The organism is Streptomyces sp. Alt3 (assembly GCF_030719215.1).
In the GTDB taxonomy this organism is placed as follows: Bacteria; Actinomycetota; Actinomycetes; order Streptomycetales; family Streptomycetaceae; genus Streptomyces; species Streptomyces glycanivorans.
The window spans coordinates 5,675,100-5,699,759 of sequence record NZ_CP120983.1 but is presented as its reverse complement, the minus strand read 5'-3'; the positions used below and the strand labels follow the sequence as shown (position 1 = coordinate 5,699,759).

At 67.5% G+C, this 24,660-nt stretch carries 25 protein-coding genes; 21 read left to right on the top strand and 4 right to left on the bottom strand.

The annotated features are described in order from the left end of the window. The first annotated feature begins 2 nt into the window (after positions 1-2). From P8A20_RS25040 to P8A20_RS25010, 7 genes are all read left to right on the top strand, one after another. Positions 3-1,529, top strand: a complete 1,527-nt coding sequence (locus P8A20_RS25040) for an SCO6880 family protein (protein WP_109879049.1) — start codon at positions 3-5, stop codon at positions 1,527-1,529. Continuing rightward, positions 1,526-2,962, top strand: coding sequence for a putative type IV secretion/conjugal transfer ATPase (locus P8A20_RS25035; RefSeq protein ID WP_109879048.1), 1,437 nt, complete (start codon positions 1,526-1,528; stop codon positions 2,960-2,962). The genes P8A20_RS25040 and P8A20_RS25035 overlap by 4 nt, the downstream gene beginning before the upstream one ends. Positions 2,963-3,024: 62 nt before the next feature. Continuing rightward, entirely contained in the window at positions 3,025-3,345 is a 321-nt protein-coding gene (locus P8A20_RS25030; protein ID WP_236054997.1) for a DUF6238 family protein, read from the top strand. Continuing rightward, a complete protein-coding gene (locus P8A20_RS25025; RefSeq protein ID WP_109879046.1) occupies positions 3,345-3,608 on the top strand; it encodes a hypothetical protein in 264 nt (87 codons plus the stop codon). The genes P8A20_RS25030 and P8A20_RS25025 overlap by 1 nt, the downstream gene beginning before the upstream one ends. 43 nt (positions 3,609-3,651) lie before the next feature. Continuing rightward, positions 3,652-5,100, top strand: coding sequence for a type IV secretory system conjugative DNA transfer family protein (locus tag P8A20_RS25020; protein WP_109879045.1), 1,449 nt, complete (start codon positions 3,652-3,654; stop codon positions 5,098-5,100). Then, positions 5,097-5,600, top strand: coding sequence for a hypothetical protein (locus P8A20_RS25015; RefSeq protein ID WP_109879044.1), 504 nt, complete (start codon positions 5,097-5,099; stop codon positions 5,598-5,600). Before P8A20_RS25020 ends, P8A20_RS25015 begins: the two co-directional genes overlap by 4 nt. Continuing rightward, positions 5,597-6,031 (top strand): hypothetical protein, encoded by a 435-nt coding sequence (locus P8A20_RS25010; RefSeq protein ID WP_181396646.1) that lies wholly within the window; start codon positions 5,597-5,599, stop codon positions 6,029-6,031. Before P8A20_RS25015 ends, P8A20_RS25010 begins: the two co-directional genes overlap by 4 nt. A gap of 55 nt (positions 6,032-6,086) precedes the next feature. On the opposite strand, the gene P8A20_RS25005 is transcribed toward P8A20_RS25010, so the two are convergent. The 4 genes from P8A20_RS25005 to P8A20_RS24990 form a co-directional block, all read right to left on the bottom strand. Next, positions 6,087-6,560, bottom strand: coding sequence for a TrmO family methyltransferase domain-containing protein (locus P8A20_RS25005; RefSeq protein ID WP_109879043.1), 474 nt, complete (start codon positions 6,558-6,560; stop codon positions 6,087-6,089). 40 nt (positions 6,561-6,600) lie between these two features. Beyond that, the gene (locus P8A20_RS25000; RefSeq protein WP_109879042.1) at positions 6,601-7,992 is read right to left on the bottom strand and encodes an NsdA family TPR-like regulatory protein; all 1,392 of its coding nucleotides are present in this window, start codon (positions 7,990-7,992) and stop codon (positions 6,601-6,603) included. Positions 7,993-8,150: 158 nt separating this feature from the next. Beyond that, the gene (locus P8A20_RS24995; protein ID WP_109879041.1) at positions 8,151-8,678 is read right to left on the bottom strand and encodes a GNAT family N-acetyltransferase; all 528 of its coding nucleotides are present in this window, start codon (positions 8,676-8,678) and stop codon (positions 8,151-8,153) included. Beyond that, positions 8,675-9,928 (bottom strand): helix-turn-helix domain-containing protein, encoded by a 1,254-nt coding sequence (locus P8A20_RS24990; protein WP_109879040.1) that lies wholly within the window; start codon positions 9,926-9,928, stop codon positions 8,675-8,677. The genes P8A20_RS24995 and P8A20_RS24990 overlap by 4 nt, the downstream gene beginning before the upstream one ends. A 410-nt stretch (positions 9,929-10,338) precedes the next feature. Here P8A20_RS24990 and P8A20_RS24985 point away from each other — a divergent pair, with 410 nt between their 5' ends. The 14 genes from P8A20_RS24985 (at position 10,339) to P8A20_RS24920 (ending at position 24,651) form a co-directional block, all read left to right on the top strand. After that, positions 10,339-11,070: a hypothetical protein gene (locus P8A20_RS24985; protein ID WP_109879039.1), complete on the top strand. Its 732-nt coding sequence runs from the start codon at positions 10,339-10,341 to the stop codon at positions 11,068-11,070. 41 nt (positions 11,071-11,111) lie between these two features. Then, positions 11,112-11,507, top strand: coding sequence for an ATP-binding protein (locus tag P8A20_RS24980; protein ID WP_109879038.1), 396 nt, complete (start codon positions 11,112-11,114; stop codon positions 11,505-11,507). After that, positions 11,507-11,926 (top strand): DUF6415 family natural product biosynthesis protein, encoded by a 420-nt coding sequence (locus P8A20_RS24975; RefSeq protein WP_109879037.1) that lies wholly within the window; start codon positions 11,507-11,509, stop codon positions 11,924-11,926. The genes P8A20_RS24980 and P8A20_RS24975 overlap by 1 nt, the downstream gene beginning before the upstream one ends. A 298-nt stretch (positions 11,927-12,224) precedes the next feature. Further along, a complete protein-coding gene (locus tag P8A20_RS24970; RefSeq protein WP_109879036.1) occupies positions 12,225-12,686 on the top strand; it encodes a helix-turn-helix domain-containing protein in 462 nt (153 codons plus the stop codon). Between the two features lie 209 nt (positions 12,687-12,895). Then, positions 12,896-13,243 carry a hypothetical protein gene (locus P8A20_RS24965; protein WP_181396644.1) on the top strand — a complete coding sequence of 116 codons (348 nt, stop codon included), beginning with the start codon at positions 12,896-12,898 and terminating at the stop codon, positions 13,241-13,243. Between the two features lie 446 nt (positions 13,244-13,689). Next, complete coding sequence (fxlM, locus tag P8A20_RS24960) at positions 13,690-14,895, top strand: methyltransferase, FxLD system (RefSeq protein WP_109879035.1); 1,206 nt, start codon at positions 13,690-13,692, stop codon at positions 14,893-14,895. Positions 14,896-14,958: 63 nt separating this feature from the next. Further along, positions 14,959-15,150, top strand: a complete 192-nt coding sequence (locus P8A20_RS24955) for an FxLD family lanthipeptide (RefSeq protein WP_109879034.1) — start codon at positions 14,959-14,961, stop codon at positions 15,148-15,150. 80 nt (positions 15,151-15,230) lie between these two features. After that, positions 15,231-18,131, top strand: a complete 2,901-nt coding sequence (locus tag P8A20_RS24950) for a lantibiotic dehydratase (protein WP_109879033.1) — start codon at positions 15,231-15,233, stop codon at positions 18,129-18,131. Further along, a complete protein-coding gene (locus P8A20_RS24945) occupies positions 18,128-19,372 on the top strand; it encodes a lanthionine synthetase C family protein (protein ID WP_109879032.1) in 1,245 nt (414 codons plus the stop codon). Before P8A20_RS24950 ends, P8A20_RS24945 begins: the two co-directional genes overlap by 4 nt. A 19-nt stretch (positions 19,373-19,391) precedes the next feature. Beyond that, the gene (locus P8A20_RS24940) at positions 19,392-20,222 is read left to right on the top strand and encodes a thiopeptide-type bacteriocin biosynthesis protein (RefSeq protein ID WP_109879031.1); all 831 of its coding nucleotides are present in this window, start codon (positions 19,392-19,394) and stop codon (positions 20,220-20,222) included. 151 nt (positions 20,223-20,373) lie between these two features. Then, positions 20,374-21,327, top strand: a complete 954-nt coding sequence (locus P8A20_RS24935; RefSeq protein WP_236054999.1) for a hypothetical protein — start codon at positions 20,374-20,376, stop codon at positions 21,325-21,327. 358 nt (positions 21,328-21,685) lie between these two features. Then, positions 21,686-23,569: an ABC transporter ATP-binding protein gene (locus P8A20_RS24930; protein ID WP_109879064.1), complete on the top strand. Its 1,884-nt coding sequence runs from the start codon at positions 21,686-21,688 to the stop codon at positions 23,567-23,569. A gap of 65 nt (positions 23,570-23,634) precedes the next feature. Further along, positions 23,635-23,994 carry a MazG-like family protein gene (locus P8A20_RS24925; protein ID WP_109879029.1) on the top strand — a complete coding sequence of 120 codons (360 nt, stop codon included), beginning with the start codon at positions 23,635-23,637 and terminating at the stop codon, positions 23,992-23,994. Between the two features lie 48 nt (positions 23,995-24,042). Then, complete coding sequence (locus P8A20_RS24920) at positions 24,043-24,651, top strand: DUF5753 domain-containing protein (protein ID WP_146224078.1); 609 nt, start codon at positions 24,043-24,045, stop codon at positions 24,649-24,651. Positions 24,652-24,660: the final 9 nt, after the last annotated feature.

Below are 24,660 nucleotides of genomic sequence, written 5' to 3'. Positions count from 1 at the left end.
CCATGTCGACTCGTACGTATCAGTTCGGAAAGCACCGCCCCACAGGGCTGGTCGGCCGCCGAGACCTCGGCGAACAGGTCGTCCTCGGCGGCGGCGCCGTCACCGGCATCCTCTTCGGCTACCTCTTCAACGGCGTGACGGCCATCGCCGCAACGTGCCTGGTCCTGCCGATCCTGCTCGCCCTGGTCATCGTGTACGCCCCGTACCGGCCCAAGGGCACGTCCCAGCGGCGCACCTTCTACCGCTGGTGGCGGATCAACCGCTACCACCGCAAGGCGCTCCGCCGTACCGGCGGCGTGTGGGTGTCCCCGGCCGTCGAAGCCGGCGTGCGCCGCAACGGCACGCCCCCGGACGCCGCTCTTGTGGAACCGGAAGGCGTCACGGGCATGACGTGGGTTCCTGTCACGGTCCGCGGTCAGCAGGCCGTCGTAGTCCTCCAGCCGGAGGCCGGGTGCGTCACAGCCACTCTGGAGATCGCTTCGCCCGGCCTCGGCGGCAAGGAAGTCGGTGAGCAGATCGTGGCCCTGGAGCGCTGGGGCGAACTCCTCGACGCGTTCGGGAACGTCGAAGAACACCCGGTGAAGCGCATCCAGGTCCTGGCCCGGCAGATGAAGTCGGACCCCTACGCCCACCAGCGTTACATCGCGCAGCGCGACGAGTCGGCCGCGACGACGGACGCCCCGCAGTGGCTGAAGGACTCGTACGACGTACTGGCCAACGCCGTCTCCACCAGCGCCGAGGAACACCGCTACTACATCACCATCCACGCCCGGTTCACCCGCGACCTGGCGGCCGAGGGCGCCGCCCGCGGCACTGGTGACGAAGGGATCGCCGCGGCCATGGCCGCGTACCTGGATGAGCTGTGGTCCCGCGCGGAGGACGCCGACCTCTCCGTGATCGCACCCCTGGACGAAGGCCGGATGACCGCGTTCATCCGCAACTCCTACGACCCTGACCACGCCATCTGGGACACCGACCTCCGACAGGCGCACGCCTTCCCCCGCAACGTCGACGTCCGCGACGGTGCCCACGTTGCCACCCGCGCGGCAGGCTCCACGGACAGCTGGTACCACGCCACGGCCGCCGTCGTCGGATGGCCCACGAGCCCTGTCGGCCCCGACTTCCTCTCGCCTCTGCTGATCGGGATGCCCGACGTCATCCGCACCATCTCCATCACGCAGCAGCTCGAACCTAACGACAAGGCCGTGGAGCGGATGCTCGCGGAGGACACGAACAACCAGGCCGAGATCGACCGCGACCGGAAGCGCGGCAAGAACATCGACCCGCGGGACCAGATCGCCGCCAGCGCTACCGGGTCACGCGGCATGACCCTGGCCTCCTCCGGCGCGGCCGGCTCCGCCGTCGTCGGCTACATCACCATCTCCTCGCGCAGCGCCGAAGAGCTGGAGCGCACCAAGCGCACCACCGCCTCCCGCGCCCGCAACGCGCACCTGCGGATCGAATGGCTTGACCTCGAACACGCCCGTGCCTTCGCCACGACCCTTCCCCTCGCTGGAGGCATCAAGTGACCGACCTCCTCGGCCTCGCCCCGCTGTCGCCGATGTACGAGACGGTGCGCCGTCCCCTCTACACCGAGACGACCACCAGCCAGGCCCTGTACCTGCCGATCGCCCCGCCGACCCTCGGCACGGCGGGCGCGATCATCGGCCGGGAGCTGTACTCGGGCAAGGCGTTCATCTACTGCCCGTTCTCGGCGTTCGGTGACGGTCTGCCCGGCGGCAACATGATCGTCATGGGGGACACGGGCCGGGGCAAGTCGGCCCTGACCAAGACGTACGCGGCCCGGCAGATCCGCCTCGGGCGTCAGGTCGTCGTCCTCGACACCAAGGAGCAGAAGGAGCGCGAGGAAGGCGAGTGGGCCGCGCTCGGCCGCTCGCTGACCGGCAAGGCCCCGGTGAAGTTCGCGCCCGGTGGCGGCCGTGGTGCCTCGTGTATCAACCCGATGGACCCGGCCATCGCGGGCAAGCGGCAAGTCGAGCTGGTGCGGACGATCGTTGAACTCGGTCTCGGCAAGGCCCTGGACGAGTTCGCCGGCTCTGCCCTGCGGATCGCGATCCGCAGGGCCCACCAGCGGGCGGGAGAACTCGGCCGCACCCCGGTCCTGGCCGACGTCTCCGCCGCGCTGCGATCCCCGGAGGAGTCCGACGCGACGGCCAAGAAGCGTACGCGGGACGAACTGCTCGGTGACGGCCTGGAGGCGTCCTACGTCCTGGACCGGCTCTGCGGCAGCGAACAGGACGACACCGGCGACCTGACGGGCATGCTCGACGGCCCGACCAGCCTGGGCGTGGATCTCGACGCCGACATGATCGTTTTTGACCTGACCAAGGTTCCGTCGGGCGGCGTCGCCATGACCATCCTCGTCGCCGTGATCTCGGTCTTCCTCGAAGAGGTCTGGCTGCGCCCGCTGTGCGAATGCGGGACGGAGCCGGGGCAGCACGACCGCGTCGTGGTCGACGCGAACTCCGGGGCCTGGGAGCTGGGGCCGAACCCCGGCTCCGGCTGCCGCCGCTACACGCAGCGCAAGCGCATCCTCGTCTGCGAGGAAGCCTGGCACATCCTCGGGACCCCTCAACTCGCTTCGCTGCTTGAGAAGTTCCTGAAATTCGCGCGGGGATACGGGCTGAGCTGCATCTTCATCGTCCATCACCTGTCCGACATCGACGACAGCCCAGAGACCCAAGCGGCGTTGAAGATGGCCGACACCATCGTGATCTACAGCCAGAAGAAGGCTGAGGCGGAAGCGACGGTGGCCCGGCTGGGTCTGCCGTCCTGGACGGCCGAGCACATCATGCGCCTGCGCCGTGGGATCGCGCTGTGGAAGGTCGGCGAGGTGATCTACCCCGGCGTCCAGCACCTCTTGGTGGAGGCAGAACAGCACCTGTGCTTCTCCTCCGGCTCGATGACCGACCTGACCAGCACCTCCCCGGACGCCGAATGAGCGGATACCACCGCCCCTCGACCGCCGACCCCTTCCACACAGACTCGGAACGAGCCCCCGCCATGACCGCCACCACCGACCACACCACGCTTCCCGCCGACGAGCGCGCGGTGCGACAGGACATCGACCAGCTGCACGCCGAAGCGCTCGACCTCGCACGGCGCATGAAGGAACTGGCCCTCGTCCTGGACCACGGCGACTACTCCGCCGCTGGAGGACGCGTACGTACGGCCGTCGCCCACATCTGGCGAGCCGCCGAGGACCTACACAGCGCCTTCCACACCGCGCCCCCGCGCTGTGCCGGGCCCGACGCGTCGATGTCGCGGCTGTGCGGCCGGCGGATGCGCTACCTGGCGGCCCGCGTCGCCCGGAGGGCCGAGTAATGGACATCATGCCCGGCGGCATCTCCCTTGTCCTGTACGCCGTGACGGCCGTGTGCGCGGTAGCCCTGGTGACGCTCTGGTTCCTGCTGAACCGCGGACGGCGCAACGCCGGATTCGCGAGCAAGGGACAGCTCAAGCGCCAGATGTCGGCCAAAGCAGTCCTGAAGGCCACCGAGATCCGCCCCTCCCTCACCAGCGACGACCGCCACCCCAGCCGCGCAACCGGGGTGAGCTTCGCGAAGGACCGCCCCGCCGGTCGCTGACCCTCTTTCCTTGTCACCCGCCCACCTCCCTCCGGAGTACGTCATGCACCACCCCCTCGATCCTCACGATTTCGGCTACTCGCTGGGCACGTCGCAGCGCCCGAAGGGCGTCGAGCTGTGGTCCCGCGCCGACAAGGCATGCCGGGTCATCGGCCCGATGGGCAGTGGAAAGACTCTGCGGTTCTTCGCCCCGCTCGTCCGCCGCTGGGCCGGGCCGGTCCTGGCCACCTCGACCAAGCCCGATCTGGTCGAACTGACCCTCGACGCGCGGCAGCGGGACGGTCGCCCCGTCGCCGTCTTCGACCCGCAGAACATCGCGCCGAGCCTCCCGCGCTTCCGGTGGACGCCGATCAACGGCGCAGCCGACACGGAGGTGGCGATGATGCGCGGGAAGGCGTTCGTCGCGGGGTCGCGCACCCCCAACGGTGCGGCACAGTCCAGCGAGGGCAGCGCCTTCTACAAGGGGCAGGCGTCCAAGATCCTCGCCGCCTTCTTCCACGCCGCCGCCCTCGACGGCGCCTCACTCGACTGGGTTCTGCGTTGGGCCCGCAAGCTGACCGACCCGGCACCCCTCGGCATCCTCAACGCTCACCCGGGCGCCGGCCCCGGCTGGGCGGACATGCTTCGCACGGCCACCACTGGCGACAGCCGCACCGTCGGCAACACCGCCTCGACCCTCGACGCGGCTCTCGAACCCTTCATGCACCAGTCGGTGATCAATGCCCTTCAGGGAGACGGAGGGGACCCCACGGACTTCGGCGCGTTCCTCGACGCCGGGGGCACCCTCTATCTCCTCGGCAAGGACAGCGAGGTGAACAGCGTCGCGCCGCTGACCACCGCGATAGCCGAAGACCTTCTGGATTTCGCGGAGGCACACGCCCTCGCGTCCCCGGCCGGGCGGCTCGACCCCGCACTGCTCGCGGCCTTGGACGAGGCGCCGAACATCGCGCCTATCCCCTCCCTCCGCCAACGCGTCGCCGACGGTCGGGGCCGAGGCATCACAGTGGTCTACGGCCTCCAGGCGTGGGCGTCGGCTCGTGCCCGTTTCGGCGAGGACACCGCCAAGGAGCTGGCGGCCTTCACCAACAACGTCATCGTCCTGCCCGGGGACAAGGACCCGGACTTCCTGAAGGACATGTCCGACCTGTGTGGTCAGGTCGAGCGAGAGCGCACGACGAAGACCACGTCCGGCGGAGACCGCGGCGGCCACTCGACGGCCACGCACATGGCGCTCGAACCCGTCCTTCGAGGAGACGAGATCAAGGGCCTCCCCGAGGGGCACGCCCTGGTCCTCGCGGACAACCTCCCGCCGATCGTCTCCCGGCTCGACGGCATGTGGACCTGGGATTCCTGGGCCGAGATCGAGGGTCACGTCCGTGACCTTCGAGCCGCCAATGAAGCCGAGCGGACCCGGCGGGCTACGGAGAAGAGGAACCAGGCCAAGGCCCACGCGGTGGCGTGGGCCGGCCGTGAAGGAGCGGCTGCCGCATGATCGAGACCCTGACCCACTTCGAGCCCTTTCCCGAACCGCCCGCACTGATCTTGGAGTACATCGCGGAACGGAGCACGGAGGAGTCCGTGGCCGCCGACGGTCCCGTCCCGTGGGACATCGGCGCCCTGTCAGCAGAGCTGATCAAGCCGATGCCCGCGTGGCTCGATTCCGTGTGCCGCTGGCTGAACCGGACGTACGCCTGGCAGCCGCAGGACGTCATCCCGCCCTGCTGGGCGAAGCACGAGGGCCTGGCATACGAGATCGCGGCCCTGGCCTTCGCCAGGGGAGACGCGTACGCGGAGGCGGGCTCGTCCGTGATCTGGCACGAGCAGTACGACCGCTTCCTCACCCGAATGAACAAGTCGTTGGGCAAAGCAGGCGACGAATGCCGCGTCGGCAGGCACGACGACCGTCCGGCGCGTTTCCAGCTCGCGGCCTGGCCCACGGCCAAGGACGAGAGGGCGGGAGTTTCGGAACGAGTCCAGGAGATGGCCGGATGATGGCGGACCCGAGCATGGTCTTCTCGACCGACCCGCGTTACGGACTGGTGGCGCGAAGCGGCTGGGAGCAGGAGGAGGCTCGAACCGTCCTCCGCGATTTGGGATGGGTCTGGGAGGAGGAACTGCACGCACTCGTTCAGCCGGACAACGTGTCGGCGGTCGAGGCCGGCGTTCAGGCCGTGGAAGAGCTGCACCTACACGGCCACCACACTGGCTATTCGATGGGTCCGTACGGCCCAATGCTGCTGACTCTGGATCGTGCCGAGACTGTCATCACCAAGGAGGTTGGTTGCGACACCCTCGACGGGCCGACGCCTGAAATGGTGACGACGGGCTCGCGCGATGGGTCCCACCTAGCGTCGACCGATGCCGTGGCCCTCCCGCCTCAAGAGCCGGATGTTGCAGATGAGTTCGAAGGGCCCAGTCTGTAGCGCCCCCATGTGGAAGACCACTTGCCAGCCAGCCGAAGCCTCCCGTGCGGCCGATTCAGCTCCTTCTTGCCCAGTAGTCCACCAGCATCTCGCTCGGCCAGACGGGCTCGCGGACTGGGCCGCGCGGCCCCATCTCGCTGAAGAACGGGGACACGTCGTAAATCTTCGTCCCGACCACCGCGTCCAGATCGGTCACTCGGAGCCGAAGGCCGTCGACCTCCAACAAGCGAGGGAAGCTCTGCGCAAGCTGGTTAGGGCGCCGATGGTTGCGGTGCGCGAACGTTCCCGTGGCAGGCCACTGCGCGTTACCGCGCGGGCTCCGGGCGTGGTACTCGACGTCGTCGGGCGACGACTGATCGAAGTGCCACACCACCACCAAGTGGGAGAACTCCTCCAGGCCCTGAACGGAGTCGATGGGGAACTCGTCCTTGTTGAGCTGGATCACGGACTCGACTCCGCCCCAGTAGTCATCGGCCACCTCGCTGCGACCAGCGATGACTTCCCCGATCGGCTGGATCTCCAAGGCCACGGGCCCGTCCCCCTCGACTCGAATGCACAGACGCTGGCGATCAATCTACTTGGGCAAGATACGAGGCAGCTCGGGCATCGAGTACCCCGACCACGGGGATGCCGCGCTTGCGGTAGGGCGACAGCAGGTGTCGCATGTCGATGACTCTCTGCCGCGCGCGGCCGGAGTAGATCCCGTCCTCCATCGCGTCCAGGACGCTGGTCCACGTTGCGCACGCCTCTTCCACGCCGCCCTGGGCGATCTGCGTCGCGCCCATGTACCCGAGGGTGACCGCGTGCGTGCGCCGGAACGCAGCACCGCGTGTACGCACGGAGCGGCGAAATTCTTTCACTGCCCGCCGCTGATCGCCCATGTCCCTTAATGTGCAGGCCGTCTCATGGGCGAGGGACGCCTCTCCGAAGAAGAACGTCCGGTCGGGCTCCTTGATCCCGTCGTGTGCGTTGGAGAGGTCATCTTCGGCTCGCAACAGGGCCTTCGCCGCCCGGTCGTTGTGTCGGTTCGCTGCGAGAGCCCGCGCGTGCACCACGCCCAGGAGCGCTCGCTCTCGCGGGGTGGCGGCTGCGTACCGCTGCCCGTGCACCGAAGCCCGCGCGAGTTGGAGAGCTTCGTGGCGAAACCCCATGTCGAGGGCTTGGTGGGCCATGGCTCTCAGGATGTGCCCGCTCAAGGGTGCGTCGCCGGACCGGGCTGCCAGTTTTACCGCGATGTTGAATCGCTGGAGCGCAATGGCGTGCTCGCTGTTGTCAAAGGCCATCCAGCCCGACACGTAGGCCAGTTCTGCCGAGGCAGAGAACATGGCGCGCCGGGTCCCGTCGTCGGCGAAGCGTCCTCGGAGGAAGCTGTGAACGTCGTTCTTCAGGTACTCGTCGACGGCCCGCCGGCCATGTCCGCCTCCGCGCCGTTGGTCCATGCGCGAGAACGCGAGGGTCAGTTCCCGTACGGTCTCGACGTCCCCGTGGCCGACCCGCTTCCGAGCCGCGGTCTCCTCGACCGGTGGCTCGGCCATGGCCTGCCACCACTCCGCGTCCGGCAAGATCAGAGACGCCGCAGAGTACACGCCGCCTGCCAGCAGTCGACGCCGGTCCGTGTTCACGCCATTCCCCAAGTCGCTCAGCGCGATCAGAGGATCGACGCGCCAGTCCAGCGCCTCCTGCGCTGGCGAGGTGGCGGCTGCGAACCCGATCTCTTGTGGCGTGATCTCACGCTTCAATCGACGGGACAGCGCCTGGCACAAGATAGCGGGAGCGACCCCTGATGCCTGGACGCCTCCCACCCACATGCTCACGTGGGAGCGTCCGATCTTGGAGTTCTCCAGCACTTCGCCGTTCAGCGTTTCGGCGGCGACACGGTTGTATGCGGCGGTGGCCTGAGCCCGTGACCAGCCCGCTTCCAAGAGGAGCGAGGCCAGCCGCTCATTTCTCTCGCGCGCCATTCTGCGCCCCCGAACCAGAAAACGATCTTTGACCACGTTGACCGACCCGCCCCGCCGGGTAGCACGGGGAGGGGCAGACACTCAACGTAGTGCTCAACTAAGCACTGGCGCAGAGAAGATGTCGCAAAGTCACCCGGTCTGAAGCCCGTGCCTCGGCGCTAGGAACGGAGATCCCGAACCATCACGGCATAGACCGGAGAGTCGGCGAACGGCTGCTGCTCACCGGTCTTGCGGTAACCCCACCGTTCGTAGAGGTCCTGCACCTTTGGGTGAGTCACGTCGACCAGGAGTACAGCAAGATCCTCGTTACGCCTGCTCAGCAGCGCCTCGTGCAGTCGATCCGCGATTCCTTGCTTGCGCCACTTCGGCCGCACCATGACCTCGGAGACTGCGTAGGTCGCGGTGTAGCCGTTGTTCGGTTCGAACGCAGTCGAGCGCCACCACTCGCGGCCGACTTGCAGCGGCGCGCCGTACGCGAACCCCGTCGGCTCCTCATCCTCGAAGGCGACGACGCACGTGAAGCCGTCCATGCCGGACCAGTGGTCGACGAACCACGGGAATCGTTGGTTGAACTCGTTGTCCATCGCTTCGGCATAGGAATCGGCGTGCACGTCGATCAGCATCTGCTTGAAGCCCTCGGGGAGGCTTCCATGGTTGTAGTGGCGCAGGTCGATCAGCCTGGTCACACTCGACTCCATTCTTCTCGCATACGGTCTGCCCAGTCCCGTGCGTACGCCGTGGAGGGCGCCAGCCGGAACAGGTCTCGGTGGAAATCCCCGATCAGGGTGCGCATCCGTCCTGGAAGAGGAGCGCCATCCATGGTCTGGAAGACAGTGGCCGCGGTCTCCGTTGCCCGCTCGGGCTCACCTTGGCGGAGCTGCGCGAGGGCGAGTTGGCATGTCGCCAGGGCTCGGTTGCGCTGGAACTCCGCCGGGATCTTGGCGAGGGCTCGATGGGCCATGGCCTCGGCGGGGGCCGCTTCTCCGTTGCGGTTGAGGATGACGGCGGCAAGATGGTTGAGCTCAGCTGGACCGTAGAACGCAGTCCAGCGAGGCCGCTCGTCCGGTGCCGCTTTCCGCAGGGTCTCCTGCGCTGATTCCAGAGCCCGTTTAGCCGCTCTTGGATCGCCGAGTGATGAGTGAGCAAGCGCGAGACGTACCCGCCCCATGGAGCTGAAGAAGGGGTCCCTACGAGCCGCCTTCGAGGCGTTGGCCGCCTGGGCAGCCGCTAGTTGCTCAGGCCAGTTCTTCCGCTGGTAGGCGAGCATCGCAACGTTGATCCACACCCGCATTCCGGTCGCGGAATCCTGGGACAGTCCCGCGAAGGTAGTGGACTCGTGGAGGTGTGCCTGCGCTGTGTCCAGCTCCCTCAGGTCGATGCAGGCCCAGGCCGCGATAGTCGTGTACTCGGCGGCGAGGGCGTACAAGGCGCGGCGCACACTTTCGCTGGCGTTTCGCTGTTGAAGTTCCAGGATCTTGGCCCGGCCGTCGATGGCTGCGGCAGCAAGGGATCGGTGTCCGCCCTGACGGTCGTCCGCTTCGACGAGCTTGTTCATGCCGGCGGAGGCTCGATCCACGTCCGTCATGCTTACCGAACGACGCTGTTTTCCGAGGGGTACAGCGCTGGCCGCCGTTCCTGTGGTGGCAACGATGAAGTCACGACGCCGCACGGGGCCCTCCGGAGGATGTTGCATGGTGCTGGGGGTGTGGAACCCCAGGTCCGCCACGGGGCAGCCGAACACACGCTCAAGTGCAGCGCAAGTACGGCCGATTGGCCGCCGAGTCGTCCCGTTGAGCAGGTTCCGGATCGTGCGCGACGACATGTCCCCAGGCCTGCCTGCGATCTCCAGAAGTGCCTGGTTGCAGCGATCAGCCAACTCGTCCTGGGTTAAGTCGAGTTCATCCATCCGCTTCTTCAGGATGACGTTCACTCCCATGCACTGAAAGTAGTACCGCCACTACCGAGCTGCCCAGAAACTTGGCAATGGGAACGCAAAGTCTTCCGGTCTATAGGGATGCACGAACCTCGGACTATTCCTGTCGCTCGGTCACCGAGAGTCGTTGACTGAGTATCAGCCGTCACACCGCACATCGGCGTAGAAGGCAACTCAGCACGGCGACGTACCAACCTGGTGGTCATTGTTGATCTTTGACCACCTTGACCACCTCCAAGCCCTTGACCCCATTCCGGGCTCAGCGGATTGGCGGTTCGCTCTTGTAGGCCAGCTACCAGACGAGCGGGAGCACTCCACATGAACGCCTCCACTGGCACAACCGACACAGCGAGCGCCGACCGCTTGGCCAGCATCGGCCTGCCGTGGAACCGCTTCACCCTGGGGAGGTCGTAATGCCGCTCGCTCTTGCCGACAGGCTGACGGAGTACCTGGACAGAGCCGCGTATGTCTACCAGTGGCCGCTGTATGCGCCTCCGGAACCGTGGAGCCCGGAGCCCGCCCGACCGCGCAAAGCGCCGGCATGGATGGAAGCCGAGCGTCGGGCCTCTCTGCGGTGGCGCACGGACGAGATCCGCATCACGCCCGATCCGATCGTGAGGCTCGGGGTCGCGCGTCGTGAAGTCCTTGACCACCGTCTCGCGCACCTCGAAGCTCACGGCCGAACCCCCCGTGTCTGCCTGTACTCCTTAAACCCGTTGCGGGAGCGGCCAGCGCCCTCGTTCGCTGCGCCCCGTGCCTATGCCACCGACGAGGGCTGGCGGATCGGCGCCGATCTATGCATTGCGGACCGGCTCCGCAAGACGGACCCGATGCACCGCCCCGGCTGGCGCTGGGTGCTGCATCTGGTGCACGCCGGGCACATTGATGGCGTCGTGGCTCTGGCTCACACGGACATCAGCCCGCACCTGGACGAGTACGAACTCCAGCTCGACCTGATGGCTCACTACGGCGGGTTCGTGGCGCTCGTGACGCCGGAGAGCGCAGGGGCGAAGCGTCGAGTGACACCGCCGGCGAAGGCACCCGAGCTCACGTACGGAGTGCCCGTCGGCGAGGTGCGAAGTGCGCGACGCAACAGCGCTGCACGACACATCCTCTCCCATTGCTCTCAACTGGGAGGAGCATGATGGGCCCCGCAACGTCTGCAGTAGTCGTGACCGCGTGTGAAATGCAGCAGAGCATCGGCTCCGGATTCGCAGTCGCCTTCACCCCGGACGAGTGCCGCGTCTCAGACATGCGCAAGATCACTGCGGCCTACCTAAAACTTTGGCGAGTACCGGAGTCGACCGCCGAGAACGTGATCCTCGCGGTGTCGGAACTCGTGACCAACGGCATCAGGCACGGACACGGCGACGTAGGGCTGAAAGCCGTCTGCGCCGACGGCGGACTCCGGATCGAGGTCACGGACGGCAACCCGAACCCGGCCCAGCTCGCCCAGGCGGAAGACGACGACCTGTCCGGCCGCGGCCTCTTCCTCGTCGCAGTCCTCGCCCACAACTGGGGAGTCAGCGACGACGGCCACACCACGTGGTGCGTCTTCCGCCTCTCCTCGGGGAGGAACTGATGACCGCCCTGATGTACGAAAGCACTGCACCATTACCCGTCGCAGCATTCGCCAACGACGAGGAGACAGCCAGCCGAGTCGACCTCGGCCTGCGCCGCTTCCTCGCCTCCGACGCGGTCACCGTCGCCCTGTACGACGACCTGGAGACCGTCCTCGGCGAGAACGCTGCGCGCCTCTCCCCTGAGGACAGCGCGGTTATCTCGGCCCGGCTGAGGGACGTGGCCCCGACGCTCAATGATGTGGTGGCGCGCCTGCTGAAGACCTACCCATCGGAGATGGACGACGTCATGGCCCGAAGCAGCGAGTTCCCCGGCCCGGAGGGTGCCCACGGGCACCTGGTGCGCTTCGCCAGCTCGATCCTCACCGTCCTCGACCTGATGGGCGAACTCGCCGTGCTGAGGGAGGTCGACCCCTCATGACGCATTCCCCCACCCCAGACGTCGGGCTGCTTCCCCCTGCGGCCCGACTCCCCGCCCGGCGCTGGGAAAACACGGCTCCACACGTCCCCCGACGGGAGCCGCAGCGCCCCAGCGCTGGGCGGAACACCCTCCGCATCACCCTCGCTGCGATTCTCTGCGCGCTCATATCCGCTGGACTGCTTCGCTCCCCTCGCCGTCGGCCAGACCCCGCCATACACGACTTGGTAGCCGCTGATGAGGCGCGGTTCGTTGAGCTGTGCCTCCATATCGCTCGTACCCGCCAGAGAGGAGTACAGCAGTGACAACGATCGCGAGGATCACCCTCGCCCCCAGGGAACGACAGATCATCGAGGGTCTGCGCGATGGCAGCACCATCGCTGTCGTCGCCCACGGCCTCAAGATCCGGGAGGGCACGGCAGCCGGCTACCTCAAGTTGGCCAAGCGGAAGCTGCACGGAGTGAGCGATAACGCCACCGCTATTGCCGTCGGCTACGCCACCGAAGCCATCGACCGCCCGGAGCTGCTCGCCCCAGAAGGGCTGTACCTGCCCCTTGCGCAGCGTCAACTCATCCCGTTCATCGCGAGGGGAATGCGCTCCGCGCAGATGGCCACCGAGCTGAAGCGGCCCGTCAACATCGTTCGCCGAGACGGGCGGGACCTGATGACCAACCTCGGATCCAAGAACCCCGCTCACATCGTCACGCGGGCGTGGCAGTGCCAGATCCTCACGGCAGATCAGGTGATCTCATGGCTCCGCTGATTCCACTACGTCATGAGATCCCTCGCAGCACGGGGCGGTGCCAGAGTCTGCGGACCGTAGCACGTAGCGCACAAATCGCTCTGTCCGCCTTGAACCTGCCGTCACCGAGATCTGAAAGTCCGCGGATTTCTGTGGGGTCGGGCCAAGCACATGAGCACACGACTTCACTCACCTCCCCGGTTCCCGACAAGGTCGAGGTCCTGGCCCTCGTGGAAGCAGCGCTGTCCTGGGACGTAGACAGCCCCGCTCTCCCTACGGTCAAGAACGCCCTCGCCATGGCACAGCAGTTCACGGACTTCGGCCGGATCGTCGCCGACGACTTGGAAGCCAAGCTGCTCGGCCTCCCCGCGGACTTCTGCATCGGTGCACGGGCAACTCTTGGCGAGGCCAGCAGGCGCCTCTACCTAAGACCTCTCGCCCAGACCGCTGCCCCACGGTCAGCCGCCCACCGCGCACAGAATCTTGCTCGGCTCGTCCAGGCGCTGAGCCGCGCGTTCGGTGAGGTCTACCGCGAGCAAGTCCGCTCCCGCTCAGTCCAGGCACCACAACGGGAGTGACCCCCAAGGACTGGGGTCTCCTCTCGGTCGCGTGGACCTTCGTGCCCGTGCACGAGGACCCGAGAGCGTCACGAGGAGGCGGCGCCGGGAGAGCGCGCCCCGGTCGCGTTCCGTGGGGGAGCTTACGGCCAGCCCTCTCGACCGCTCGCCAGTCGCAACGACAGGTGAGTGCACGACCCGGCTCCCAGCCTGAAAGGACGGCTCGGTGCCGGAGGAAGCGTGTGGGGAGGAGCCGTCTCCCTGTGGTCCCTCCCCGCACCGAAATGATCAAGAACGAGAGAGAGAAGGGTAATGCCGCCTCATCTGGAACCCATATCGAGCCACTTCACGCGCTATCCGCGCCCGCGGCGCGTAGTCAGCCTCGGAAACCCGAGCCCTGACTAGCGTCCTTGCCGCAGCGCCATGCCGGCACCACGCCCCAGCCCTTCGACGAATCAGGTCATCGCATGACTACCACTGACACCTCCGCCGTCCGCGATCCCGACGCACTGCGTGAGGACATGCTGCGCGCCCTGCATGAGCAAGACGGGATCAAGTCCGAGGCCGTCGCCGCCGCGTTCGCAGCGGTGCCGAGGCATCTGTTCGCCCCCGACGCACCGCCGGAGCTTGCCTACGATCTGCACAAGACCGTGCCGGTCAAGACGGACGAGAACGGTCTGAGCCTCAGCGTCATGTCTACGGCCCACCTCCAGGCCGTCATGCTGGAACAGGCCGAGGTCCGGCCCGGCATGAATGTCCTGGAAGTCGGGTCCGGTGGCGTCAACGCCGCCTATCTGCAGGAGCTTGTCGGGAGTACGGGAAACGTCACCACCGTCGACATCGACAGCGACGTCATCGACCGGGCCCGCAAGTGCCTGGATACCACCGGATACACCCAGGTCAAGACGGTAGTGGCTGATGGAGAGAACGGGGTTCCTGAGGGTGCCCCGTACGACCGGATCATCGTGACCGTCGAAGCCTGGGACATCCCGCCGTCCTGGGTGGGCGGCCTGGCCGAGCAGGGACGGATCGTCGTGCCCCTCAAGGTCCGAGGCACCACTCGCTCGATCGCCTTCGACCGTGAGGGCAACAACCTGGTCAGCCGCTCCTACAGCTTGGCGCACTTCGTGCCCATGCAGGGCGAAGGCGCCGCCGCGGAGCGCAAGGTCATGCTGCGGGAAGGCGTCGCGTTGCAGACGGACGACGACCGTGTGCCCCTGGAGCGCGAAGCGCTCAGCGCGGCCCTGAGCATGCCCCGGCTGGAGCGTTGGTCCGGCGCTGCGTATGACCTGCCCGACGAGCTGGAACTGTTTCTCACCCTGAACCTGCCGAGCCCGGCCCGGCTCCACGCTTCCGAGGACATCGTCGCGAGCGGGCTCGTGGAGGCGTCCGCACTCAAGGGCGTGCCCGCCCTGGTGAGCGGGGACAGCATCGCCTACCGCACCCGCCGCGAGAACAGCGAGACCGACGGGTTCGAGAGCGGCGTGATCGCCCACGGCCCGCAGGCCGAAGCGCTCGCCGAGGTGTACGCGGACCTGCTCCGCCGCTGGGCGCAGAACTACCGCCGGCGGGGAGCTGCGACGTTCCGCTACCTGCCGGGCCCTGCTCCCGCCCCCCTGCCCAAGGGCGCCGCACTGCGACGCCACGGCGTCGTCACGGCGACCTGGGCCTAAGACTCCGGGGCTCTCGGGCCTCGGGACCGTGCACTACCAGTCAACTGCCCAAGGAGGCAACGCATGACCGTACAGATGGAGCGCCCGCTGACGCCCGCGCAGTCGGTCGTCACCCCGAAGTCGTCCGGTGAGACGGCGGACTGGGAGCTCGACATCACCATCGTCGAAGGTGGCCCCGCCGCAGACCAGCTCATCCGCCTGACGGGCGACGGCTGCAACTCGACGTGCGCCACCGCGTGCACGAGCTGCCCGTAAGCAGCACCGACCCCCTTATTACGGTGCCCGGCCACGCCTGCACGGGCGAGGTCGGGCACTGCGCGGCCACAGGAGGGCACATGTACCGGCACGTCGATGCAGCGCTGATCCGAGCCGCTGCAGGAAGCCCTGAACCAGCCGACTGGCCGACCCTGGTCGGCACGAATGCAGGACCCGCATCATGGCGAGCGTGGCTTCACCAGACCTGGCAAAACCTCGAGTTCGCTGCCGCCGTCAACGCTGCCAGCCCGGACCTCGCGCGTCAGGTCGAACAGATCGGCGCCGACCACCCGCTGCCGGACTCCGAAGTACGCCGCACAGTGCTCGCTGTCCTGCGCTACCTGCTGCGCGCCCGCACCCGCGCCACGCCGTTTGGTCTGTTCGCTGGAGTCGCGACCGCGCGAATAGATGCCGTGGGTTCGCTGCGCACCGGTTCCGCGCACCACCACACGGCCAGAGCAGACGCTGAACACAGCACGGCCCTCGTCGAACGCTTCGAGCAGCACCCCGCGCTGCAACCGCATCTGATGCTGCTCACCTCCACCCTCGCCGTCGAACAGGACGGCCACGTGGTGATCGAGCACCGCCCCAGCGGAAAGCGCGACGTCGGCCCAGAGCACGTACGAGTACGACTGACCGGGCCCGTACGTGGAGCCCTGGACGGTGCACGCGCTCCGATCCGGTGGAGCGACCTCGCTGCGAAGCTCGCCACCGACTTCCCCGGCGCCCCCGCCGTGGCCATCAGCAAGCTCCTCGCGGGCTTGGTCGAGCAGCAGGTTCTCCTCACCGACCTGCGCCCGTCGATGACGACGCCTGACCCCCTCGCCGGGCTGACCGAGCACGTGCATCATCTGCCCGTCCACGAGCGGATCGAAGTCCATGCGGCGCCCATGACGGCGCTCGATCTCCGCCTGGACTGGGACCTGGCACTTCCCGAAAGCGTGCCCCACGAAGTGGCTGCGGCAGCGAGGGCGCTGACCCGGCTCGCACCACGAGCTGCGCTGACCGGCTGGACCGAATGGCACGCCCGGTTCCTCGACCGGTACGGGCCGCGCGCAGTCGTCCCCGTTCTGGACGCCATCGACGCCCTCGGGTACCCGCCCGGCTACCTCGGAGCCAACATCAAGCCGGAGTTCTCACCACTGCCCGATCGGGACGCCCGCCTCATCAAGCTCGCCCAGGCCGCCGCCGCGCAGGGCAATGTCGAAGTCACCCTCGATGACGCCGAGCTGGAGGACCTGGCCACCACCGATCCCGGGCGTCCCGTCCAGCCCAGCACCGAGATGACCGTACGCATCGACGCCGAAGACATCTCCGCCCTGCAACGTGGCGAGTTCGCCCTGCACGTCGTGGGAGTGGCCCGGTCGGCGGGAGCGACCGCCGGGCGCTTTCTGCACCTGCTGCCCGCCGAAGACCGCCGTCGCATGTCCGACACGTACGCCGGACTGCCGGCAGTACACCGCGGCGCGCTCGTCGCGCAGATCAGCGCCACCCCCCTGTCCGCGCGAGCCCAGAACGTCGCGCGTGCACCCCGAGTGGCCGACTTCGTGATCTCGCTGGGTGAGTACCAGAGCCAGGACACCACCATCATTCCCGTCACGGACCTGGCCGTCACTGCCGACACCCAACAAATCCACCTCGTCTCGCTCTCCCGGCGCCGGCCGGTACACACCCTGTTGCTGAACGCCGTAGACCTGGGCCTGCACTCTCACCCGCTCACCCGATTCCTGGCCGAGGCGCCCGTGGCACTGACGGTCCCCTGTACCGGATTCCTGTGGGGCACCGCCGCCTCGAACCTGCCGTTCCTGCCCGCGCTGCGCTACGGCCGCACGATCCTGTCCCCGGCCCGCTGGCGCCTCACCCGCGATGACCTTCCCGCCGGGCCGGCGTCATGGCCGCAGTGGGGAGAGGCCCTGGCCCGATGGTGCCGAGACGTTAACCTTCCCGAGCGGGTCTACCTGGCCGAAGCAGACCAGGGCCTGGCCCTAGACCTGACGGAGCCCTCCCACCGGGCGCTCCTGCGGGCTCAGTTAGACCGCGACGGCACGGCGATCCTGCACCCCGCTCCCCGCGCCGTAGACCTGGGCTGGACCGGTGGCCGGGCCCACGAGGCTGTGATCCCGCTGGTCGCGCACCAGAAACGGGCCCCAGTGCGACCGACAGCCCACGTCGTCAACCGTGAGCACGGGCACCTCCCCGGCAGCGGGAACCGTCTCTATCTTCAGCTGCATGGACGCCGTGACCGGCAAGATCCCATCCTGACCCGGCACCTGCCAACGCTGCTCAGCGAGCTGGGTGACCCGCTCTGCTGGTTCATCCGCTATCCCGACCCTGACGAACACCTCCGCCTTCGCCTGACCTGCGCGCCTGGCACCCTGGGCACGGCCTTCGAGCACATCGGCGCTTGGACAGAACAACTTCGTCGCCACGATCTGATCACCCACACCAGCGTGGAGACCTACCACCCGGAGACCGCACGGTTCGGGGGACCCGCGACCCTCGACGCGGCCGAGTCGTACTTCGCCGCCGATTCCGCCGCCGCGCTCGCCCAGCTCACGGCCGAAGGAGCGAAGGGCGCACCGGACGCCCATGCGATGACCGCCGCGAGCATGGTGGACATCGCCACCGGCCTGCTCGGCGACCAGTCCACGGCGATGCACTGGCTCATCGAGCACACCCGCACCGCGCCGGACCCGCCGCCCCGTACCCTCTACCGCCAAGCCGTCGACCTGGTGCACACGCACCCCGCGGGCTTGGACAAGCAGACCGCCGTGGCCTGGTCCAAGCGGCGGAGAGCACTGGCCGACTATGCCCACGTGCTCGCGGACTGCAACGAAGACCCCGGCGGCCTCCTGCCTGACCTGCTGCACCTCCACCACGTACGGATGTGCGGGCCCGGCCTGCCGGAAGAGATCACGCACCTTCACCTGGCCAGGGCCGCCGCCCTGAGCTGGAGGGCACGAGTAGGGAGAACACCGTGACTACGACAGCCCACGCCCCCGTCGCGCTGTCGACCGCCGACAAACTGGCCGACGCATTGGCCGACCCGACCAGCATCTGGCCGGGCGATCGCCCCAGCGGTGGCCGCGCCTGGCCCCAGTCGCTCGCCGGAGGTGCGTCAGGCATCGCCCTGCTGCACATCGAGCGGGCCCGTACCGGACACGGCGACTGGGACACCGCGCACGCCTGGCTGGCTGCGGCTGTGGACGGCGCGATCAGTGCGGCGGCCAACGCGAACCTGTACTTCGGCGCTCCCGCCCTGGCGTTTATCACGCACCGCGCGGCGAGCGCATCAAGCCGCTACCTGCGGCTCCTGGAGCGCCTGGACGCAGCCACCCTCGCCGTCACCCGCTCCCGTCTCAGCGCCGCCCACCAACGCATCGACCGCGGTGAACGTCCTCCGATGGAGGAGTTCGACCTGATCCAGGGTCTTTCCGGGCTTGGCGCTTACCACCTCAGCCGTCACCCTCACCACGAGATCACCCGCGACACCCTCAGCTACCTGGTGCGGCTCACCGAGCCCCTGTCCGAACCGACCGGGCTGCCGCCCTGGTGGATGAACGTCGCGCCCACCGGCGCACCCCATCCCGACTATCCGGGCGGCCACGGCAACTTCGGCCTCGCCCACGGCATCGGCTCAACCCTCGCCGTGCTCTCGCAGGCTCTGCTCTCCGGAGTGCCCGTGCCTGGCATGGCCAACGCTGTCCAGCGAATCTGCGCCTGGACCGACCATTGGCGGCAAGGTGACGACGCCCAGCCCTGGTGGCCCGGCCAGGTCACCGAGCAGCAAGTAGCCGACCGCCGAGTCCACTCCAGTCTTCGCCCGCGGCCCTCCTGGTGCTATGGGGTCAGCGGCACCGCCCGCGCCCAGCAACTAGCCGGACTCGCTCTGGGAGACGCAGATCGGGTGCAGGCCGCCGAGCGCGCGATCCTTTCGGCGCTGCGCGACCCAGTGCAACAGGGCCAACTGCCGGAGATCGGGCTGTGCCATGGGATGGCCGGTCTTCTTCAGGCCGCGTGGCGGATAGGTGCCGACACGGGCAACCCCGAGGTCACCGCCGAACTTCCTTATCTGGCTGCCCGGTTGATCCGCGCACTCGACGACGGACCACATGATCCGGAACTCCTCGACGGAGCCGCCGGTGCAGCGCTGGCCCTGCACACCCTCGGCACAGGCCGCGCACCGGCCCCGTACTGGGACACCTTCCTCGCCCTGGCGTGACCACCCCGGAGGACCTTTCATGAGCACACCTCACTGGTGCCAGGCCAACGTCGCCTTCTCCCACTGGGAACAAGCCGAGGCCACGGCCATATCCCGCATTACCCCACTCCTGCGCGCGGCCGAGCGCGATGGCGCACTCGGCACATGGTTCATCATCCGTAAGCACCCCTGCTGGCGCATCCGCTATCAGAGCACCGCCACCGGACGCGACCACATGAGCACAGTTCTCGACGGCCTGACCGCTGAGGGGCACATCAAGAGCTGGACAGAGATCATCTACGAGCCTGAACACCACGCGTTCGGCGGCGACGAGGCCATGGCCTCCGCCCATCGCTTCTTTCACCGCGACACCCTCGGCCTCGTCGGGTTCCTGGAAAGCGACACCGGCCGACACCGCCGAGAGACCTCCCTGATGCTGTGCGGGCTCATGATGCGCTCCGCCCAACTGGACTGGTACGAGCAGGGCGACGTCTGGGCCCGCGTCGCCGCACACCGGCCGCAGTCTCCTCAGGCCGCCTCACTCCAGGGTGGACAGCTCCACGACGCCGTACACCGTCTGCTGCGCGTCGACCCACAGTACGCGATGCAGCCGGGCGGGCCGCTGGCCCATGCAGCTGAATGGGCTCGCGCATACGTGGAGGTCGGCAGCGAACTGGCCTGCCTCAACGAGACCGGGCACCTCCACCGAGGGCTACGAGATGTGCTGGCTCACCACGTGTTCTTCGCTTGGAACCGACTCGGCCTGCCCTACACCACGCAGGCGACCCTCACGGCCGCCGCGAGAACCGTGATCTTCGGACAGGACCCAGCCATCGAGAGGAGCGCCGCAAACCATGTGGAAGGCTCCTGACACCCTCGCGAGACGATTCCCGCTCGTCGCCCGCCCACGCCCTTCGTGCCTTCCACTACCCCAGCGCATCCATGCGCTGTCCCTCCTCGCCGACTCCGCGACAGCTCACGGCGACCTCAGCACAGCGTCCACCGTCTACAACCAAGCTGCCTTGATCGCCTCCGACGTCGGCGACACGGAGGCGGCCCGTACCTGGTGCCGGCAGCACGCCGCCGTCTACCTGGGCGCCACCCCTCTCGAAGCGGCAGACGCGATCCGGGCCCTGGAACCCGTCGTCAACCTCGTTCGCCTCCAACTCAGGACCGGCAACGCGGACGCGGGACACCAACAGCTCGAATCTCTCTTCAACTCGGTCGCTGCTGACCGGTCCGCCCGCATCGACGGAGTGACCGTTCCCGCAAGCCTCGTGTCCACAGCACAGGACCGCCGCGAAGTCACCACCTGGTTGTGGGCTGTTGTACTGGCCGACGGGACCCGCTCCCTGACCAGTGCCGGCCGCTGGGGCGAAGCACTGTCGCACGTTCAACGGCACCGAGGTCTCGGTCGCCGAATGCTCGACGGGCGCCAAGTAGCGGTCATTGCAGCGCTTTTGAGTGGAGAAACAACGCACGTCAAGTACCTCCTGGCCAACACGGAACCGGGCGACATCTGGGAAGCCGCTGTCACGGACTGCCTGACGGTCCTCTGCCTCCGCAGCAGTGACCTGGGGTGGCGGCGCCCCCTCCACAACCTCGTCGACACCTACCTCGCACTGCCTGAGCCGGAGGGACTGACGTCCTTCCGGTCTCGGCTTGGGTTGGCCGTACTGGATCTGGTCAGCTCACCAGAGGACTCCGCTGCCAGGAAGATCGTGACGGACCTCTGCCGCCGCGCCGCAAGGGCCGAGGACGGCTACGCCGCACGGGATGCGCTCTCCCACCCATGGACCCGCGAGTTGGCCACGGATGACGAGAGGAAGCAGTGCCTTCGGCTTCTCAGCTCCTGCGCTCTCCGAGCTGGCCAGCTACCCGCCCGGGAAGGGGTCCAGCTCACCGAGGCGGTGCGCCAAGGCGATCGAACAATCCGCGCGCGGGTTGGGCAGGCGACGGCATCGGAAGCCATTTGATGACCGAGCACGCACCCGGCGGGCGTCTTGACCGCCGAGGGGCAGGTGATTGCCGCAATCACGATGCCCGGAGGCACCTCCCTCTCTCTAATCCAGCGCGTTTCATGCCCTCGCCCCTCGCGCTGGACAGTCCTCGAAGCCTCATCCGCCACAGGCGTTTCGGGCGTCGGCGATTCGGCCAACTCCCCGATGCCGCGCGCGGCTTCGTAGCGGCACGCACACGCGCACTCCGTTGCTGCATAAGGGCGCCGACGCGTCCGGAATCGAGCGCGTTCGATTCCTCGTCAGCGTCGTTATTCCGTGCACTGCCGGGCCATCCAGGCGCGGCATCAATCCCCACAGGAGGGACCAGGTGACTGTGACTGCCGCCTCGACCGAATCCCCCGAGACGCCGCCCCCTCCACCCCCGGCCACCATCACCTACAACGGCAAGCACGGCCAGAATCCGCTGGCAGACGCCAGTTTCAGCGCTATGTGCCGCCGCCTCCCATCGGTCCTGGGACGCACCGCGCGAATGGCGTGGGCCGTCGACAGAGTGGCCGCCCTACTCCTCCTCGCCTGCCAGTTCCTTACCGGCATCGCGGCCGCTGTCGTCCTCGCGTTCACCGCACAGGCCATGACCCACATCCTCGGAAACGACGAGGTATCCGAACGCCTACACGACGCCTTGCCCGCCCTGATCGTCGTCACGGCCGCTGCCGGCGTCGGCCGTATCAGCGGAGCCCTGTCCTCTTACGCCAACGGCCGGATCACTCCGCGGCTCATGACCGAGGCAGACGTCGCTCTGGTAGCCGCCGTGTGCCGAGTCGAATCTTCCGCCTACGGCCAAGACGGCTTCAAGGACAGGCAGGAAGCCGCAGAGGTCGGTGTAACTCGCACCTCGATGATGGTCCAGGACGCCCAGCGCTTCATGTCCGCGCTGATTCGGATGATCGCTGCCAGTTCCGTCATCACGGCTCTCCACCCCCTGATGCTGCCTCTGCTGCTCCTGGCCGTCATTCCGGCGGGCGCCGGGGCGGTCCTGTCCGCGCGCGTCGACTACGAGACCCACTACCTCAACGTCGGCGACCGTAACGTTCGCGCCCTCATGCGATCGTGGGCCACCTTCTCCCGCCACGGAGACGAAGTCCGGGCCAACGGCATGACCGGCTACCTCATCTACTGGTACCGCGCTCTCTCGGACCGCATCGACCAACGCACGCTCACCACCGCTCCCCGCCTGCTGCGCATCACTCTCGCCACGAGCGCCCTCGGCGGAGTCTTCCTGTGCGGCACATGGGCCACTCTCGCGTGGCTCGCCGCCACCGGTCGCGTGGGACTACCCGTCGCCGCTACCGCCGTCATCGCCGTGCAGACCACCCTCGCCGCCCTCAGCAACTTCGTGATCTACGGAGCCGCGCTGTTCCACACCTCGCTCTACCTGGCCGACATGCGCGCCTTCCTCGACATGGCCGAAGAATTGGCGCCCAAGCGCGGCGAGCTCATGATCCCAGAAGTCATCGAAGAGATCAGGATCGACGAGGCCGTCTATCAGTACCCCGGGAAGGACGAACCCGCTGTTGCAGGGGTGTCCCTCTCCCTGCGCCGCGGCGAAATCCTGGCCGTCGTCGGCGAGAACGGCTCGGGCAAGTCGACTCTGACCAAGCTGATCACCGGCATTCTGCTCCCCGACAAGGGCCGCGTCCTCTGGGACGACGTTGACTTGGCCCAAGCGGACCCCGACGCCGTGTGGAACCGGACGGCGCTCGTCCCGCAGAACTTTGCCTGCTGGCCCCTGCGAGTGCGCGAGAACATCACCCTCGGCCAGCCCCGCACCTTCAACGACGACGCGGTGTGGGACGTCGTCGACGCTGTGGGGATGCGCGACACCGTGCAGAAGCTGCCCCAACAGCTGGACACGCTCCTTACCAGGGAGATGTTCGGTGGCGCTGAACTGTCCGGCGGTCAGTGGCAGCGCCTTGTGTGCGGGCGAGCCCTGTACCGCCAGACGCCGCTCCTGATCTTGGACGAGCCGACATCTCAGATGGACGCGCGGGGGGAGCACGCTCTCTTCCTTGAGATCAAGAGGATCGCTGCCGGCCGCATGACGATCGTCGTCACCCATCAACTCGAAAACACACGTCTCGCCGACCGAGTGCTTGTAATGGACAAAGGCCGCGTCATCGAACACGGGACATATGACGACCTCGTGAGCGGCGGCGGATTGTTCGCTGAACTCGTCGCGCTGGCCAAGGATCGGTGACTCCCTATACCGCATAGGTGCGTCCACGCCCACCCATCACCACAAGCAAAGAGCTACCACCGCCCATGCAGAACGACACGTGGAACATCATTGACGCCTTGGCCGCCCGCTTCACCGCACACGACACGGAGCGGGGCCTGTCGCTGGAGGAGCAGTGGACGCTCCAAGTACTGAAGATTTCCGAGGAGACCGGGGAAGCGGCCCAGGCCGTCATGGGCGCCCGCGGGTTCAATCCACGAAAGGGCAACAGCCACACCTGGCAGGACGCCCAGGATGAAATCGCGGACGTAGTCATCACCGGCATGGTCTCCCTGGCCCGAATGCGGCCCGACGACGCCCTCGGCTTCCTCCACGAGCAACTTGTGGCCAAGGCCGCAAAGTTTCTGCCCGCAGAACAGACTGACCCCGCCCGCGCGTCGTCGTGATGTAGCAGAGTCCCGACTGACCAGCACTCGTCGAAAGGAACCGACCAGGTGACGCCCCCAAGCGATCCCTCGAAACCGTGGGCTGAATGGCATCAGGAAGGCATGGGACCTACTCAGGAAGCCTTCCTTGAACTGGTCCGCCAGACCAAGGACACCAAGCAGTACTGCCAGAACATCGTCTGGGGAAATCTCCAGACTCCGGACTACGCTCGGGCCATCCTGCGCCTGGTGGTCGACTTCCACGGTTTCCCGGACGACATCGAAGACGGTGTGGCCGCCCGCACCGCCCGAGCCTCGCTTATCGGAACGGGAGAGCGCACGTATCACGTACTCCTCGGCGAAGGGGCCCTCAGGCGCAACATCGGAGGTGCCGAAGTCATGCGTGGCCAACTTGCACGGCTACTTGCAGCATTCGCCCTCCCCGGGCTCACGCTGGGCGTGATCCCTGACCGCGCCCAGCTCGACATCTACCCCGGCAACAGCTTCGGGATCTTCGACGGTGCACGCGTCGAGATCGAGAACTTCGCCGACTCTCCAACCACCACCGACCCCGAGCATGTGGCGACCTACGGCAGGGCTTTCGACCTCTTGGCGCGCGGCGCGGTGTACGGAGGGGAGGCCAGCGCCATGGTCCAGAGCGAACTGCGTGCTCTGTAGAGCGCCTAC